14 protein-coding genes are annotated in these 15,874 nt (G+C 70.0%); 4 read left to right on the top strand and 10 right to left on the bottom strand.

The window, feature by feature from the left end:
• The first annotated feature begins 101 nt into the window (after positions 1 to 101).
• Positions 102 to 1,190 carry a LacI family DNA-binding transcriptional regulator gene (locus tag ACFWV2_RS19830; protein ID WP_384406297.1) on the top strand — a complete coding sequence of 363 codons (1,089 nt, stop codon included), beginning with the start codon at positions 102 to 104 and terminating at the stop codon, positions 1,188 to 1,190.
• An 83-nt stretch (positions 1,191 to 1,273) separates the two neighbouring features.
• Here the strand turns inward: ACFWV2_RS19830 and prcA are convergent, their stop codons facing one another.
• The 5 genes from prcA to arc form a co-directional block, all read right to left on the bottom strand.
• Positions 1,274 to 2,026 (bottom strand): proteasome subunit alpha, encoded by a 753-nt coding sequence (prcA, locus tag ACFWV2_RS19825; protein WP_360792378.1) that lies wholly within the window; start codon positions 2,024 to 2,026, stop codon positions 1,274 to 1,276.
• 46 nt (positions 2,027 to 2,072) lie between these two features.
• The gene (gene prcB, locus ACFWV2_RS19820) at positions 2,073 to 2,912 is read right to left on the bottom strand and encodes a proteasome subunit beta (protein WP_360792376.1); all 840 of its coding nucleotides are present in this window, start codon (positions 2,910 to 2,912) and stop codon (positions 2,073 to 2,075) included.
• Between the two features lie 160 nt (positions 2,913 to 3,072).
• Positions 3,073 to 3,285: a ubiquitin-like protein Pup gene (locus tag ACFWV2_RS19815; RefSeq protein WP_073818441.1), complete on the bottom strand. Its 213-nt coding sequence runs from the start codon at positions 3,283 to 3,285 to the stop codon at positions 3,073 to 3,075.
• A gap of 159 nt (positions 3,286 to 3,444) precedes the next feature.
• A complete protein-coding gene (gene dop / locus ACFWV2_RS19810; protein ID WP_384406296.1) occupies positions 3,445 to 4,956 on the bottom strand; it encodes a depupylase/deamidase Dop in 1,512 nt (503 codons plus the stop codon).
• Positions 4,957 to 5,137: 181 nt separating this feature from the next.
• Positions 5,138 to 6,904 (bottom strand): proteasome ATPase, encoded by a 1,767-nt coding sequence (gene arc / locus ACFWV2_RS19805; protein WP_384406295.1) that lies wholly within the window; start codon positions 6,902 to 6,904, stop codon positions 5,138 to 5,140.
• A gap of 253 nt (positions 6,905 to 7,157) precedes the next feature.
• On the opposite strand from arc, the gene ACFWV2_RS19800 reads away from it, so the two are divergent.
• Entirely contained in the window at positions 7,158 to 7,469 is a 312-nt protein-coding gene (locus ACFWV2_RS19800) for a ferredoxin (RefSeq protein ID WP_384406294.1), read from the top strand.
• 4 nt (positions 7,470 to 7,473) lie between these two features.
• Here ACFWV2_RS19800 and ACFWV2_RS19795 read toward each other — a convergent pair whose 3' ends face one another.
• From ACFWV2_RS19795 to ACFWV2_RS19785, 3 genes are all read right to left on the bottom strand, one after another.
• Positions 7,474 to 8,052, bottom strand: a complete 579-nt coding sequence (locus ACFWV2_RS19795) for a hypothetical protein (protein WP_384406293.1) — start codon at positions 8,050 to 8,052, stop codon at positions 7,474 to 7,476.
• Positions 8,053 to 8,240: 188 nt separating this feature from the next.
• Positions 8,241 to 9,128 carry a tRNA (adenine-N1)-methyltransferase gene (locus tag ACFWV2_RS19790; protein ID WP_015032448.1) on the bottom strand — a complete coding sequence of 296 codons (888 nt, stop codon included), beginning with the start codon at positions 9,126 to 9,128 and terminating at the stop codon, positions 8,241 to 8,243.
• Positions 9,129 to 9,146: 18 nt separating this feature from the next.
• The gene (locus ACFWV2_RS19785) at positions 9,147 to 10,280 is read right to left on the bottom strand and encodes a site-2 protease family protein (protein WP_384406405.1); all 1,134 of its coding nucleotides are present in this window, start codon (positions 10,278 to 10,280) and stop codon (positions 9,147 to 9,149) included.
• Positions 10,281 to 10,460: 180 nt separating this feature from the next.
• On the opposite strand from ACFWV2_RS19785, the gene ACFWV2_RS19780 reads away from it, so the two are divergent.
• Entirely contained in the window at positions 10,461 to 11,363 is a 903-nt protein-coding gene (locus ACFWV2_RS19780) for a RecB family exonuclease (protein WP_384406292.1), read from the top strand.
• A gap of 43 nt (positions 11,364 to 11,406) precedes the next feature.
• On the top strand, positions 11,407 to 12,084 hold the full coding sequence (locus ACFWV2_RS19775; protein WP_384406291.1) for a response regulator: 678 nt from the start codon (positions 11,407 to 11,409) through the stop codon (positions 12,082 to 12,084).
• Positions 12,085 to 12,154: 70 nt separating this feature from the next.
• Here the strand turns inward: ACFWV2_RS19775 and ACFWV2_RS19770 are convergent, their stop codons facing one another.
• Positions 12,155 to 13,735 carry an ABC transporter substrate-binding protein gene (locus tag ACFWV2_RS19770; RefSeq protein WP_384406290.1) on the bottom strand — a complete coding sequence of 527 codons (1,581 nt, stop codon included), beginning with the start codon at positions 13,733 to 13,735 and terminating at the stop codon, positions 12,155 to 12,157.
• 77 nt (positions 13,736 to 13,812) lie between these two features.
• Positions 13,813 to 15,402 (bottom strand): ABC transporter substrate-binding protein, encoded by a 1,590-nt coding sequence (locus ACFWV2_RS19765; RefSeq protein ID WP_384406289.1) that lies wholly within the window; start codon positions 15,400 to 15,402, stop codon positions 13,813 to 13,815.
• Between the last annotated feature and the right edge of the window lie 472 nt (positions 15,403 to 15,874).

The following is a 15,874-nucleotide window of genomic DNA, read 5'->3' as shown; positions in this document are numbered from 1 at the left end:
CCCGGCCGAGGTTTTACGTATAACGTCCTTCGTCATACGTACCATGTCGGCTGTACGCGGGTCCAGCCCGCACCCCGGAACCGTCCGACGCGGAGGCCCCAGTGCAGACCCCGGAGCCGCTCGGCGGCACCCGCCCCACCAGTCGGGACGTCGCCCGGGCCGCGGGCGTCTCCCAGGCCACCGTCTCCCTCGTGCTCGGCGACAAGTGGCGCGGCCGGGTCTCCGGGCGCACCGCCGACGCCGTCCGCGAGGCCGCCCGGAGCCTGGGGTACCGGCCGAACCTCGCCGCCCGCAACCTCCGCCTCGGCAGCACCCGGACCGCCCTCCTCGTGGTCCCGGCCCTCACCAACGAGTTCTTCGCCCACGTCTACACGGGCGCCGCCGCCGAGGCGGCCCGGCACGGCTTCGGCGTCGTCCTGTACCCCTCCCCCGACGGCCTCGGCCCCGCGCGTGACCCCTTCGCCTCGGCACAGGCAGCCCTCGACGGCGTGATCGCCTCTTCGATGGCGACCGACGCCCTGGAGGCCTTCCGGGGCACCGACCTGCCGCTGGTCATGCTCGACAGCGACCCGGCCGGCCCCGGCGCCGCCGCGCACGTGAACCTCGACGTCGCCGAGGGCATGCGCCAGGTGACCGGGCACCTGCTGGGACTCGGTCACCGCCGCTTCCTGCACCTGGCGTCCGCGGCCCCCTCCTGGACGTTCGACGTGCGGGCCGCCACGCTCGCCCACGCCCTGCGCGGGACGGAGGTGCGCACCGTACGGTCGCCGCTGAACGTCGCGGACGCGTGGGAGGCCGCCGGGCGGGCCCTGGCCGCGCCCGGCCCCCGTCCCACGGCGGTGATCTGCGACGACGACATCCTCGCGGCCGGCGTCTGCAAGGCCGCGCGGCGGCTCGGACTGCGGGTCCCCGATGACCTGTCGGTCACCGGCTTCGACGACATGGCCCTCGCGACCGTCGTCGAGCCGGAGCTGACCACGGTCCGGCTGCCCGCCGAGGAGTTCGGGCGGCGGGGCATGGAGGCGCTGCTCGCCGTCCTCGGGGGCGACCGGCCCGCGCCGGTCTCCCTGCCCGCCGCGCTCGTCCCCCGCGGCTCCACCGGCCCCGCGCCGGCCCTCCCGGACTCCGCCGGCCCCACCCCGGCGCCCGGGGCCCCCGAGGGCTCCGAGGGCCCTGTACCGGCCCCCTGAGGCTTGTGCGGGGCGGGGGCTACGCCCGTACGCCGAAGGGGGCCCGGTCGCCATGGACCGGGCCCCCTTCGGGATGGGTGGGCCTACTCCTCGGGCGCCTCGTCCGACGGCTCGTCCGTCTTCGTCACCGCCGCGTTGTCCGCCTGCAGGAGGCGCGACAGCTGGCGGCCGACGATCCGCTTGAACTTGCGCTGCTGCGGGCGCGTGCGGTCGAGGACCGCCACTTCGAGCCGCTCCGCGGGGATCTCCCGCTCACTGCCGTTGGTGTCCCGGGAGAGCGCCTGCACGGCCAGCTTCAGGGCCTCGGCCAGGGACATGCCGTCCCGGTGCCGCTGGTCCAGGAAGGAGCTGATCTGCTCCGCGTTTCCGCCGACGGCGACCGAACCGTGCTCGTCCACGATCGAGCCGTCGTGCGGCAGCCGGTAGATCTGGTCACCCGACGAGTCCTCCCCGACCTCGGCGACGACCAGCTCGACCTCGTACGGCTTCTCCCCCGCGCTGGAGAAGATCGTGCCCAGCGTCTGGGCGTAGACGTTGGCCAGGCCGCGCGCGGTGACGTCGTCCCGGTCGTAGGTGTAGCCGCGCAGGTCGGCGTAGCGCACACCGCCGATGCGGAGGTTCTCGTACTCGTTGTACTTGCCGGCGGCGGCGAAGCCGATCCGGTCGTAGATCTCGCTGAACTTGTGCAGCGCGCGGGACGGGTTCTCGCCGACGAAGACGATGCCGTCGGTGTACTGGAGGACGACGAGGCTGCGGCCTCGGGCGATGCCCTTGCGGGCGTACTCCGCCCGGTCGGCCATGGCCTGCTGGGGTGAGACGTAGAACGGAGTGGACACCGGCGGTCCGTCCCTTTCTTCTGGGCTTCTGCAGAACGACGGGGGGTCAGAGCAGGGCGGCGCGCGGCCCGTCGGGCTGCTCGAGGCGCCGTGCGGTGACCGCTCGGGCCAGCTCGGAGGACTCGGCCTCGGTGAGCCTGCGGTAGCCCTCGTCCGTGATGACCGTGACGATCGGGAAGATCCGGCGTGCCATGTCGGGGCCGCCGGTCGCCGAGTCGTCGTCCGCCGCGTCGTAGAGCGCCTGGACGACCAGGGTGGTGGCCTCCTGCTCGGTCAGGTCGGCGCGGTACAGCTTCTTCATCGAACCGCGCGCGAAGATCGAGCCGGAGCCGGTGGCGGCGAACCCGTGCTCCTCGGAGCGGCCGCCGGTCACGTCGTACGAGAAGATGCGGCCCTTCTCCTTCGACTCGTCCCAGCCCGCGAAGAGCGGCACGACGGCCAGTCCCTGCATGGCCATGCCGAGGTTGCCGCGGATCATGGTGGAGAGACGGTTCGCCTTGCCCTCGAGGGAGAGCGTGACGCCCTCCACCTTCTCGAAGTGCTCCAGCTCCAGCTGGAACAGCTTGACCATCTCCACGGCGAGACCGGCGGTGCCGGCGATGCCGACCGCGGAGTACTCGTCGGCCGGGAAGACCTTCTCGATGTCCCGCTGCGCGATCATGTTCCCCATGGTGGCGCGCCGGTCACCGGCGAGGACGACCCCGCCGGGGAACGTCGCGGCCACGATGGTCGTCCCGTGCGGGGCCTCGACGACGCCCTCCGGCAGCCGCCGGTTGCCGGGGAGCTGATCCGGCGAGTGCGCGGACAGGAAGTCCATGAACGAGGACGACCCGGGCGTCAGGAAGGCCGCCGGCAGACGCCCGGTGCTACGAGGGTTGGCTTCCACGCGATTCCTTCCGGGTGGGAGAGTCGGTCCGCCCTGGGACGCGCGGGCCGATCTTGATTGCTGTGCACGGACCTTACCCGTGCCACCGCTTGTCATCCGTCCCCGGACCCACGGCTTTCTCCGGGGCTCCGGGGACGGAGGACGACCGTGCGTGGGGCGGCTACTCGCCGCCCTTCTGCACGAAGGACCGCACGAAGTCCTCGGCGTTCTCCTCGAGGACGTCGTCGATCTCGTCCAGGACGGAGTCCACGTCCTCGCTCAGCTTCTCCTGGCGCTCCTGGAGGTCGGAGTTCGCCTCCGTGGTGGTCTCCTCGACCTCCTCCGTGGAACGCGTCGCCTTCTGCTGTCCGCCGCCGGTGTCCTTGGTCGCCATATACCTCACCCCGCTCGAATCGGCCCGCTCGGTTGAGTCCGTACAAGATCAGACCCTATACGTGGGGTCCGACTTCGGCCCCGTGGTTTCCACAACGCCCGGGCACTGTTTCCATGATTCCCAGTGCCGGGGCATTTCAGGCCCGTGGCGGGCCTCGGATCAGCCGCCGGAGAGAACCCGGACCAGTTCCTCGGCCGTCCGGCAGCGGTCGAGGAGCGACTTCACATGGGCCTTGGTGCCGCGCAGCGGCTCCAGGGTCGGGACGCGCTGGAGGGAGTCCCGGCCGGGCAGGTCGAAGATCACCGAGTCCCAGGAGGCCGCGGCGACGTCGTCGGCGTACTGCTCGAGACAGCGGCCCCGGAAGTAGGCCCGGGTGTCCTCGGGAGGCGCCGTCTCGGCCCGCTCCACATCGGTCTCGTCCAGGAGCCGCTTCATGCGCCCGCGGGCCGCCAGCCGGTTGTAGAGGCCCTTGTCCGGGCGCACGTCCGCGTACTGGAGGTCCACGAGGTGCAGCCGGGCCGCGTCCCAGTCGAGACCGTCCCGGCGCCGGTAGCCCTCCATGAGCTCCCGCTTGGCGATCCAGTCGAGCTCGCCGGCCAGGCTCATGGGGTCGTTCTCGAGCCGGTTGAGGGTGTCCTCCCAGCGGGTCAGGACGTCCTTGGTCTGCTCGTCCGCGTCCGTGCCGTACCGCTCGTCCACGTACTTCCTGGCCAGTTCGAAGTACTCCATCTGGAGCTGCACCGCGGTGAGCGTGCGGCCGCTGCGGAGCGTGACCAGGTACTGCAGAGTCGGGTCGTGCGAGACGTGGTGGAGGGTCCGTACGGGCTGGTCGACGGCGAGGTCCACGGTGATGAAGCCGTCCTCGATCATCGACAGGACCAGGGCGGTGGTGCCCAGCTTGAGGTAGGTCGAGATCTCGGAGAGGTTGGCGTCGCCGATGATCACGTGCAGCCGGCGGTAGCGCTCGGCGTCGGCGTGCGGCTCGTCGCGGGTGTTGATGATGGGCCGCTTGAGGGTCGTCTCCAGACCCACCTCGACCTCGAAGTAGTCCGCGCGCTGGCTGATCTGGAAGCCGTGCTCGCGGCCGTCCTGGCCGATGCCGACCCGTCCCGCGCCGGTCACGACCTGGCGGGAGACGAAGAAGGGGGTGAGGTGGCGCACGATGTCCGAGAAGGGGGTCTCCCGCTTCATCAGATAGTTCTCGTGCGTGCCGTAGGAGGCGCCCTTGTTGTCGGTGTTGTTCTTGTAGAGGTGGATCGGCTGGGCCCCGGGGAGCTGCGCGGCGCGCTCGGCGGCCTCCGCCATGATCCGCTCGCCGGCCTTGTCCCACAGGACGGCGTCGCGCGGGTTGGTGACCTCGGGCGAGCTGTACTCCGGGTGGGCGTGGTCCACGTAGAGCCTCGCCCCGTTGGTGAGGATCACGTTGGCCAGGCCGATGTCCTCGTCGGTGAGCTGGCTGGAGTCGGCCACCTCGCGGGCGAGGTCGAAGCCGCGGGCGTCCCGCAGCGGGTTCTCCTCCTCGAAGTCCCAGCGGGCGCGGCGCGCCCGGTGCATCGCCGCCGCGTAGGCGTTGACGATCTGGGACGAGGTGAGCATGGCATTGGCGTTCGGGTGTCCCGGGACGGAGATCCCGTACTCCGTCTCGATGCCCATTACTCGCCGTACGGTCATGCGGCCCTCCTTGCCCGGCGGCGCTCACTGTGCGCGACTCGGCGGTACCGATGAGCCTAGAGCGGCTCCGCGCTGGTGGGGAGATCGTTTGCGTATTTCCCTGAACTGCCGGGGGAAATGCTGGATGGAATGCGCCGGCTGCGGATGCCCGGTTTCCGGACATCCGCAGCCGGTGGGCGTTTTACAGGTACTGACCGGTATTGGCCACCGTGTCGATGGAGCGTCCCGTGTCCGCGCCCTGCTTTCCGGTGACGAGGGTGCGGATGAACACGATCCGCTCGCCCTTCTTTCCGGAGATCCGGGCCCAGTCGTCGGGGTTGGTGGTGTTGGGCAGGTCCTCGTTCTCCTTGAACTCGTCCACGCAGGCCTGGAGGAGGTGGGAGACGCGGATGCCCTTCTGGTTGTGGTCGAGGAAGGCCTTGATGGCCATCTTCTTGGCCCGGTCGACGATGTTCTGGATCATCGCGCCGGAGTTGAAGTCCTTGAAGTAGAGGACTTCCTTGTCGCCGTTGGCGTACGTGACTTCGAGGAAGCGGTTCTCCTCGGATTCGGCGTACATCTGCTCGACCACGGACTGGATCATTCCGTGCGCGGCGGCGGCCTTGGAGCCGCTGTGCTCCGAGAGGTCGTCGGCGTGCAGCGGCAGGGTGGCCGTGAGGTACTTCGCGAAGATGTCCTTCGCGGCCTCCGCGTCCGGACGCTCGATCTTGATCTTGACGTCGAGTCGGCCGGGCCGCAGGATCGCGGGGTCGATCATGTCCTCGCGGTTGGAGGCGCCGATGACGATGACGTTCTCCAGGCCCTCCACACCGTCGATCTCGGCGAGGAGCTGCGGGACGATGGTGTTCTCCACGTCCGAGCTGACGCCGGAGCCACGGGTGCGGAAGAGGGATTCCATCTCGTCGAAGAAGACGATGACGGGGGTGCCCTCGCTCGCCTTCTCCCGGGCACGCTGGAAGACGAGGCGGATGTGCCGCTCGGTCTCACCGACGTACTTGTTGAGGAGCTCGGGGCCCTTGATGTTGAGGAAGTAGGACTTCCCCGCGGGCTGGCCGGTCACCTCGGCGACCTTCTTGGCCAGGGAGTTGGCCACGGCCTTCGCGATCAGCGTCTTGCCGCAGCCGGGCGGCCCGTAGAGCAGGATGCCCTTGGGCGGGCGCAGTTCGTGCTCCTTGAAGAGGTCCGGGTAGAGGTAGGGGAGCTCGACCGCGTCGCGGATCATCTCGATCTGGCCGCCCAGACCGCCGATCTTCTCGTAGTCGACGTCCGGGACCTCTTCGAGAACGAGCTCTTCGACCTCGCTCTTGGGGACCACCTCGTAGACGTAGCCGGACCTGGAGTCGAGCAGCAGGGCGTCGCCGGCGCGGATGGTGACGTCCATCAGAGGCTCGGCGAGCCTCACCACCCGCTCCTCGTCGGTGTGCCCGACCACCAGGGCGCGCTCGCCGTCCTCGAGGATCTCCTTGAGGGTGACGATGTCCCCGGCGCGCTCGTACTCCATGGCCTCGACCACGTTGAGCGCTTCGTTGAGCATGACTTCCTGGCCGCGCTTGAGCTCGTCGAGCTCGATGCTCGGGCTGACGTTCACCCGGAGCTTGCGGCCCCCGGTGAAGATGTCGCATGTGCCGTCCTCGTTGGCCTGCAGGAAGACACCGAAGCCGGCCGGCGGCTGTGCGAGCCGGTCGACCTCCTCCTTGAGGGCCACGATCTGGTCGCGGGCCTCACGGAGCGTGTTCGCCAGACGTTCGTTCTGCGCGGACACGCCGGCCAGGTTGGTCTGCAGCTCGACGATCCGCTCTTCGAGAATCCTCGTGTGTCGCGGAGAGTCGGCGAGCTTGCGGCGCAGGACGGCGATTTCCTGCTCGAGATAGGCAACCTGACCGGCGGGGTCTTCAGACCCTCGCCCGGGCCGGATGCCGCGGTTGATGTCGTCGTCGTGGGCTGCCACGGTCCTCACCTCCTCCAAGGGGAGCTGGACGCTTCCTGACCCTACCTGCGTGGGTGGTGATTGAAACCCCTAGATCAAAAAGACTCCGAGGTGTGTCCGATCTTCACCCTTGCGCTTCCCCTCTCGCCAGAGGGAATACCCACCCTTCACGGCTTGAAAGCGGGCGGTTGTATCGTCGTCTTGGGCCAACACCCGCCGGAGGGGGCCCGACTTACCCGCGAGAAGCGATTCAGGATCAGGAACGGCAGGAGATATGACCGTGCAGCACGAGGTCCCTTCCACGGACGCCGGTGAGGCGCTGGAGGTCTGGATCGACCAGGACCTGTGCACCGGGGACGGGATCTGCGCGCAGTACGCTCCCGAGGTCTTCGAGCTGGACATCGACGGGCTCGCGTATGTGAAGAGCGCCGACGACGAGCTGCTTCAGGCGGCGGGGGCGACGACGCCGGTTCCGCTGACGCTGCTCCAGGACGTCGTGGACTCCGCGAAGGAGTGCCCGGGCGACTGCATCCATGTGCGGCGGGCCGCCGACAAGGTCGAGGTGTACGGCCCCGACGCGGAGTGACGGGTCAGGCGCTGCGCGCGCCGGCCTGACCGTCGCGTACGAAGGCGCCGCCCTGCCAGCGCCAGCTGACCTGCTCCTTCTCGTCGGGGCAGCAGCTGGGGACGTCGGGGGACGAGTAGCCGAGGAGAGTGGTGAGGACCGCTCCGTCGCGTACGTCGAGCGCGGTGACGTTCTTGCGCAGCTCGGGTGCGACGAGGGTGGCCACCACGCGCGCGGGGGCGCCCGGCTGCTTGCCGCGGGTGAGGACGTAGACGCCGCTCGGCGGGGTGCCGGAGCCGGCTTCGCAGTGCACGACCGCAACGGTCTCGGGGTTCCCGTCGCCGTCGAGGTCTCCGGACGCCCACGTGGCGATCTTGTGGGGGCCTCCGCCGCAGTCCAGCGGGTAGTCGGCGCCGGTGGCCTCGGGGGCGGGTGCGGAGGCCGGGGCGCCGACGGGGGAAGCGGTGGCCTCGGCGGGGCCGGGCTGGAGCAGTCCGGCGAGGGCGACGACCGCGGCGGTCGCGGTGGCGATCGCGAGCCAGTGGGCCGGCCGGGCATGGGTGTGGGCGAGGTCCGCGAGGTCCGGAGCGGCGGAGGGCTGCACGCGAGACGTCTCCTGTGGGGGCGGTGCGGTGGGTTTCCGCGCATCGTGCCATACGTCACAGGGGGACGGAACAGGTGGGGTCGGTGCGGGTCGGCCTGTGGCCGTGCTCGCCGAACATGGGTGCGCCGCCGTCGAGTTCCCGCCAGGGGCGGGGAAGTGGACGGCGGCGCTCCGCGGGTGTCGGGACGTCAGCCCTTGTTGGGGCCTTCGTAGTCCTCGCCGTAGGCGCCCTTGGCGGGGCGGCGGCGGCGCATCGGGGGCTCGACGCCGTCCGCGAGGCGACGGGCGGTGACGAGGAAGCCGGTGTGGCCGATCATGCGGTGGTCGGGGCGGACGGCGAGACCCTCGACGTGCCAGTTGCGGATCATGGATTCCCACGGCTGCGGCTCGGCGTAGCAGCCGAACTCGCGGATGGACTCCACGGTGCGGGCGAGCTGGGTGGTGGTGGCCACGTAGCAGCAGAGGATGCCGCCGGGGACGAGGGCCTTGGAGACGGCCTCCAGGCACTCCCAGGGGGCGAGCATGTCCAGGATGACCCGGTCGACGTCGGTGTCGGACAGGTTGTCCTGGAGGTCGCCCACGGTGAGCTGCCAGGCGGGGTGGGGGCCGCCGAAGTAGCGTTCGACGTTGCCCTTCGCGATCTCGGCGAAGTCTTCGCGGCGCTCGTAGGAGTGCAGCATGCCGCTGTCTCCGATGGCGCGCAGGAGGAAACTGCTGAGCGATCCCGAGCCCACCCCGGCCTCCACGACGCGTGCGCCGGGGAAGATGTCGGCGAAGGCCAGGATCTGCCCCGCGTCCTTGGGGTAGACCACGGCGGCGCCGCGGGGCATGGACAGGACGTAGTCGGGGAGCAGGGGGCGCAGCGCGAGGTAGGCGACGTTTCCGGTGGTGCGGACAACGCTGCCCTCGGGGGCGCCGATCAGTTCGTCGTGCGGGAAGGAACCCTTGTGGGTGTGGAAGTTCTTTCCCTCTTCGAGCGTGAACGTGTAGTGACGGCCCTTGGGGTCGGTCAGCTGAACCTGGTCCCCGACCTTGAAGGGCCCGCGTCGGCGGGCGGCACCGGTCGGTTCGGACATGTGACCAGCCTACCGGGGTTACGCGCCGGGTCGTGCCATGGCCTTGACGAAGGCGCGTTCCACGTCGGTGGTCGCGAGGACGCCGTAGATCTCGCCGGTGTCCTCGACGACGAGGTACTCGGTGGCGGGGCTGGCGCGGAGGTGGTCGAGGAGGGGCTGGCCGGTGAGTTCGGCGGGGACGCGCATGCCGTCGGTGAGGTCCTGGGCGAGGGTGCTGACGGCGACCCAGGGGCGGCGGTGCTGGGGGACGGCGGCGATGGCGGTCTCGCGGACGATGCCGGTGGGCTCGCCGTGGCCGTCGACGACGACGAGGGCGCGGGCGCCCGCGTCGTTGGCGCGGCGGAGGGCCTCGGAGAGGGGGGTGGCGGGTTCGGTGGGGATGGCGCGGCGGGTGAGGCTGCGGGCGCTCAGCCCGGGGAGGTGCTCGCGCAGCCGGGCCATGCGGAGGCTGTTGCCGGCGCCGGTCCAGATGATGGCGGCGAGGATGGCGGCGAGCAGGGCGTCGGTGACGGTGTCGAGGCCGCTGATGTCGTCGGTGGAGTTGCCGAGGGCGCCGGTGCGGGTGAGCAGGGGGAGGCCGACGAGGACGAGGACGGCGAGGGCGCGGCCGACCCAGGCGGCGGCGACGGTGCCGCTCATGGGCTTGCCGGTGATCTTCCAGATGACGGCGCGGAGCATGCGGCCGCCGTCCAGGGGGAGGCCGGGGAGCAGGTTGAAGACCGCGACGATCAGGTTGGAGATCATCAGGCCGGCGAGGAGGACGCCGGGGACGGTGCCGGGCTCGACGGCGTACAGGGAGAGATAGAACACGCCGGCGAGAACGAGGGAGAGGAGGGGGCCGACGAACGCGAGGACGAATTCGCGGCCGGGGGTCTCGGTCTCCTTCTCGATCTCGGAGACGCCGCCGAAGAACTGGAGCTGGATGCGGCGCACCGGGAGCTTGAAGCGGAGCGCGGCGATGGTGTGGGCCAGTTCGTGGACGAGCACGGAGGCGTAGAAGGCGATGGCGAAGAAGAGGGAGACGAGGTAGCGGGCGGCGCCGAGTTCGGGCAGGACGCGCTCGATCTGGTCGCCGAAGACCCAGGTGATGAGGGCGGCGACGAGGAACCAGCTGGGGGCGACGTAGACGGGCACGCCGAAGGGCCGGCCCATGAGGATCCCGCCGCCGGGTTCCTCGGTCCGCTGCGGCTTGGGCTCGTCCTGGTTCACGGGTTCCTTTCGACGCGGGGTGTGACCCACGTCGGTGTGTCACGGTTCGATCATGCAGTGCGACGGGGTCCCTGGTCGATGGTATTCCGCTCGTTGTCGGTGGCGGGTCGTAGGGTCTTCGTCATGAGTACGAGCGAGCAGGTGCCGGCGGAGCCCCGGGCGCCCATGTCGTTGTCGCCGTCGCGGGCGAGCGACTTCATGCAGTGTCCGCTGCTGTACCGGTTCCGGGTGATCGACCGGCTGCCGGAGAAGCCGAGTGCGGCGGCGACGCGGGGCACGCTGGTGCATGCGGTGCTGGAGCGGCTCTTCGACGATCCCGCCGTGGAGCGGACGGCTCCGCGGGCGCGGGCGATGGTGCCGGGGCAGTGGGACCGGCTGCTGGAGTCGAAGCCGGAGCTGGGTGAGCTGTTCGCGGGGGATCCCGACGGTGAGCGGCTCGCGGGGTGGCTGGAGGAGGCGGAGCGGCTGGTCGAGCGCTGGTTCACGCTGGAGGATCCGACGCGGCTGGAGCCGGCCGAGCGTGAGCTGTTCGTGGAGACGGAGCTGGACTCCGGGCTGCGGCTGCGCGGGGTGATCGACCGGATCGATGTGGCGCCCTCGGGCGAGGTGCGGATCGTCGACTACAAGACGGGCAAGGCGCCGCGGCCGGAGTACCGGGACGGCGCGCTGTTCCAGATGACGTTCTACGCGCTGGTGGTGTGGCGGCTGCGGGGGGTGATCCCGCGACGGCTGCAGCTGGTCTATCTGGGCAGCGGGGAGGTGCTGACGTACGACCCGGTGGAGGCGGACCTGCTGCGGGTGGAGCGGAAGCTGCTGGCGCTGTGGGAGGCGATCCGGCTGGCGACGGAGTCGGGGGACTGGCGGCCGCGGCCGACGAAGCTGTGCGGTTGGTGTGATCATCAGGCGGTGTGTCCCGAGTTCGGGGGGACTCCTCCGGTCTATCCGCTGAAGATCGTTTCCGTGCGCCCGCCGGGGTCGGGCGAATCGGATCAGGGCAGAATGGACCTGGCCCCGCCGGCGCCGTAGCGCCGGCGTACCTCGTGAGCCCAGGTCCCCTGAAGGAGCCCTTGTGACGATCCGCGTCCTGTTGGTCGACGATCAGCCGCTGCTGCGCACCGGCTTCCGGATGATTCTGGAGGCGGAGCAGGACATCGCGGTGGTGGGTGAGGCCGGGGACGGTCTCCAGGCGCAGGACCAGGTGCGGGCGTTGCAGCCGGACGTGGTGCTGATGGACATCCGGATGCCGCGGATGGACGGGGTGGAGGCGACCCGGCAGATCACGGGTCCGGGTCGGGACGGCCCGGCGAAGGTGCTGGTGCTGACGACCTTCGATCTGGACGAGTACGTGGTGGAGGCGCTGCGGGCGGGGGCGAGCGGTTTCCTCCTGAAGGACGCTCCGGCGACCGAGCTGGTGCAGGCGATCCGGGTGGTGGCGGCCGGTGAGGCGATGCTGGCGCCGTCGATCACGCGCCGGCTGCTCGACAAGTACTCGGCGCATCTGCCGACGGGCGAGGAGCAGGTGCCGGGCGCGCTGGCCACCTTGACGGACCGTGAGGTGGAGGTGTTGAAGCTCGTCGCGCGTGGTCTGTCGAACGCGGAGATCGCGGCGGACCTGTTCGTCAGCGAGACGACGGTGAAGACGCATGTGGGTCATGTGCTGACGAAGCTGAGCCTGCGGGACCGGGTGCAGGCCGCGGTGTACGCGTACGAGAGCGGTCTGGTGCGGCCGGGCGCCGGCGGGCAGTAGCGGGTACGGCGGAGGGGCCCGGTGCGCTGGTGCGCGCCGGGCCCCTCCGTGGTGCGGGGGCGTGGCCCCGTCAGCCCTTGCGGATCTCCCAGAAGCGGAAGACGGTCGAGGCGTCGAGGGTCCATTCGAGGCCGGTGACGTCGTCGCGGGCGACGGCGTACTGCTTGCCCTGCCAGAGCGGGAGCAGCGGGAGTTCGGCGGCGACGAGGTCCTGGAGCTTGCCGTACTCGTCGGCGGTGGCGGCGCGGTCCGGGACCGCGGCGGTCTTCGGGAGGAGGCTGCCGGTGATGGTGGTGTTCCGGTAGTGGTTGTTGAGGACGTTGCCCTCCCCGAAGAAGGGAGCGGTGAAGTTGTCGGCGTCGGGGTAGTCGGGGACCCAGCCCTTGACGTAGACGCCGTACTTGCCGGCGGCGATGTCCTTCTCGTACTGGTCGTAGGCGATGGACTTGACGTCGGCGTCGAAGAGTCCGCTCGCGTTGAGCTGGCCGGCGATGGCCTTGAGTTCCTGGTCGGTCGCCGGGCCGTAGCGGCTGGGCGTGGACCAGAGGGTGAGCTTCACCTTGTCGGTGATGCCGGCCGCGCGCAGGGCCTTCTTCGCCTTGGCGGCGTCGGGGCTGCCGTAGGTGTCGTAGAAGGCGGTGTTGTGTCCGGCGATGCCGGCCGGGACGATCGAGTAGAGCGGCGTGGCCGTCGACTTGTACACGCCTTCGACGAGGGCCTCGCGGTCGACGAGGTGGGCGATGGCCTGGCGGACGCCGAGCTTGCCGACGACCGGGTCCTTCATGTTGAAGACCAGGTGCTGGACCTCGGCGCTGCTGCCCTGGGTGACCTCGATGCCCTTGTCGTCGGTGGCCTCGGAGGTTTCGAGGGTGACGATGTCGTCGGCGGAGAGGCCTCGGTAGGCGACGTCTATCTCTCCGGCGGTGAGGGCCTTGGAGAGGGCGGAGCGGTCGCCGCGGTAGAGCTTGAGGGTGACGGCGTCGTTCTTGAGCCGTGCGGTGCCCCGGTAGCCGGGGTTGGCGGAGAAGGTGGCCTCGGAGTCGCCGAAGGAGTCCAGCTTGTACGGGCCGGAGCCGGTGGCCTTGCCGTCGGTGCGGAGCCCGTCGGCGGGGTACTCGCGGTGGTCGACGATGGAGCCGGCGCCGGACGCGATCTTGCTGGGGAAGGTGGCGTCGGGGACCTTGAGCCGGAAGACGACGGTCCGCTCGTCCGGGGTCTCGATGGTGTCGATGGTGGAGAGCAGCGGCGCGGGGCCGGAGGGGTCGGCGATCTTGAGGGCCCGCTCGAAGGAGAACTTGACGTCCTTCGAGGTGAGCTTGTTGCCGTTGGAGAAGGTGAGGCCGTCGCGCAGGGTGCAGGAGTACACGGTGCTGCCCGCGGAGAAGCCGCACTTGTCGGCGGCTTCGGGCTCGGGCTCGGAGCCGCCCTTGGGGAAGGCGAGCAGGGACTGGAAGACGTTGTTGAACAGCAGCCAGGAGCCGGGGTCGTAGCCCGCCGCCGGGTCGGTGGCGAGAATCTCGTCGGACATGCCGACGCGTACGCCGTTGCCGGAGTCTCCTGCGCCACCCTGTTCGGTGCCGCAGCCACTGAGGAGGGCGGCGGCGAGGCCGGCGGCGAGGGGGGCCGTCAGCCACTTGTTGTGCGTCTTCACAGAACGTGCCTCGTGATCTCTTGTCAGGCCGGCCGCGCGCGGGTGCGCGGCCGGTGTAACCGATCCAGTCGACGGGGTTATGCGGTGCCTCGGCCCAGTTCCCAGAGCAGGAGGTCGGAGGACGTGTTGAGGGCGTACTCGACTCCGTTGAGGTCGTCGCGGGCGGCGACGTACTGCTTGCCCTGCCACAGGGGCAGGACGGGTACGTCCTCGGCGACGATCTTCTGGATCTGGTGGAAGACGGGGCCTGCGGCGGTGCGGTCGGCCTGGCGGCGCGAGCGCGGGATGAGCTGGTCGCGGACGACCTTGTTCACGTACGGGGTGTTGAGGAAGTTGTCGCTGTCCAGGAAGGGCGCGATGTAGTTGTCCGGGTCCGGGTAGTCCGGGAACCAGCCGAGGCCGTAGACGGCGTAGTCGCCGCGCTTCTGGGCCGTGCGGAACTTCGACCACTCGGTGCCCTGGACGGTGGCGTCGAAGAGTTCGGTGGCGACGAGCTGCTTCTTGAGCGCCTCGAACTCCTTCGCGGTCTCGGCGCCGTAGTGGTCGGTGGTGTAGTTCAGGGTCACCTTGACCGGGGTCTTGACGCCGGCGTCCTTGAGGAGCTTGGCGGCTCGGGCGCGGTCGGGCTCGCCGTACTCGTCGAAGAAGGGGGTGGCGTGGCCGGTGATGTTGGAGGGGATCAGCGAGTACAGGGGCTCGGCGGTGGGGCCGTAGACCAGGTTGACGAGGGCGCCCCGGTCGATGACGGCGGCCATGGCCTGGCGTACGGCCTTCTCCTGGACGGCGGGGGCCTTGGTGTTGAAACCGAGGTAGCGGATCTCGAGGCCGGGGACCTCGATGATCTCGATGCCGTCCTTGGGCGTCTCGGTGAGGTCCTTGACCTGCTGCTGCGACAGGGAGCGGGCCATCATGTCGATGTCGTCGCCGTCCAGGGCCCGGCCCATGGCGTCCGCGTCGGCGTAGGGGCGCAGCTCGACCTTGTCGTTGCGCAGGGTGATGTCGCCCTTGTAGGCGGGGTTCTTGCTGAAGACGAAGCGGGTGGCCTTCTCGCCGTCGCGTTCGACCTTCATGGTGTACGGGCCGGAGCCGTCGACGTCGAAGCCGTCGCGGAGCTTGTCGGCGGCGTACTTGTCCTTGCTGAGGATGCCGGCGACCGGGGTGGAGAGCTTGTACGGGAAGGTGGCGTCGGGGGTCTTCAGGTGGAAGACGACCTCGTCGGTGCCCTTGGTCTCGACGGTGTCGACGTTCGAGAGGAGGGCGGCGGTGCCGTTGTCCGACTTGATCTTCAGGACGCGGTCGACGGAGTACTTGACGTCCTCGGCGGTGAGGGGGGTGCCGTCCGCGAAGGTGAGGCCGGAGCGGAGCTTGCAGCGGTAGCTCTCGCTGGCCTTGTCGGAGAATCCGCAGCTCTGGGCGGCCTCGGGGACGGGCTCGCCGCCGTCGCGAGGCACGTGCATCAGGGTCTGGACGGTCTGCCGCAGGATGTTCCAGGCGCCGGTGTCATAGGCGAAGGCGGGGTCGAGCGGGGCGGGGGCGTCCGCGGTCGCGATGAACTGGTCCGTGGTGCCGACGACGATCGCTCCCCCGTCCTGTGCTCCGCCGCAGGCGGCGAGCAGGGGGGCGAGCAGTCCGGCCACAGCCGGCAGCACCAGGGTCTTGCGGTTCATCAGGGACGATCTCCTCATCCGGCACTGGATTGCAGCGGTCAGTGGAACTCCGCCGCCGGCCGCCCGGTCGGGGCGGGAGCGATCGGGCCGGGTGTTGCGATCGGTCCTGTGTTCTCGGCGACTTGGGTGTGCGCCGGTGCACGCGGATATGCGGCGAAGTACTCGCGAAAGATTAGTGGGCGGCGCCGCTATTGCCGGACCACGGGCGGCCTCAGGGGTAATCGCACAGTGATCATGAATGCGGGTGCTTCGATAGTCATGCGTCGGATGATGCGGACGGCGCCGAGCGAATCGGGACACATGGGGACGCCGAAACTCTCCCTTTTCGGGCGCCGAGCACGACGAAGGCCACCCACCGCCAGGCACTCTGGGTGACCAAGGTCACGCGGAGGCCCATTCGGTGAATGGCCTGATCGTTTTCCCCCGCCCCTCGGCGCATTCCTCCGGCCCGGGGCGGGGAAGGCTCAGGGAA

It is taken from the genome of Streptomyces sp. NPDC058671, from assembly GCF_042716475.1.
Lineage (GTDB): Bacteria > Actinomycetota > Actinomycetes > Streptomycetales > Streptomycetaceae > Streptomyces.
This window is presented reverse-complemented; position numbering and strand designations above follow the sequence as displayed.

Excerpts from the sequence above, each read along its gene's own strand:
- ACFWV2_RS19815 (WP_073818441.1), bottom strand. The coding sequence starts at position 3,285 with ATGGCGACCAAGGACACCGGCGGCGGACAGCAGAAGGCGACGCGTTCC.
- dop (WP_384406296.1), bottom strand. The coding sequence starts at position 4,956 with ATGACCGTACGGCGAGTAATGGGCATCGAGACGGAGTACGGGATCTCC.
- ACFWV2_RS19800 (WP_384406294.1), top strand. The coding sequence starts at position 7,158 with ATGACCGTGCAGCACGAGGTCCCTTCCACGGACGCCGGTGAGGCGCTG.
- ACFWV2_RS19790 (WP_015032448.1), bottom strand. The coding sequence starts at position 9,128 with ATGTCCGAACCGACCGGTGCCGCCCGCCGACGCGGGCCCTTCAAGGTC.
- ACFWV2_RS19785 (WP_384406405.1), bottom strand. The coding sequence starts at position 10,280 with ATGGGCCGGCCCTTCGGCGTGCCCGTCTACGTCGCCCCCAGCTGGTTC.
- ACFWV2_RS19780 (WP_384406292.1), top strand. The coding sequence starts at position 10,461 with ATGAGTACGAGCGAGCAGGTGCCGGCGGAGCCCCGGGCGCCCATGTCG.
- ACFWV2_RS19765 (WP_384406289.1), bottom strand. The coding sequence starts at position 15,402 with ATGAACCGCAAGACCCTGGTGCTGCCGGCTGTGGCCGGACTGCTCGCC.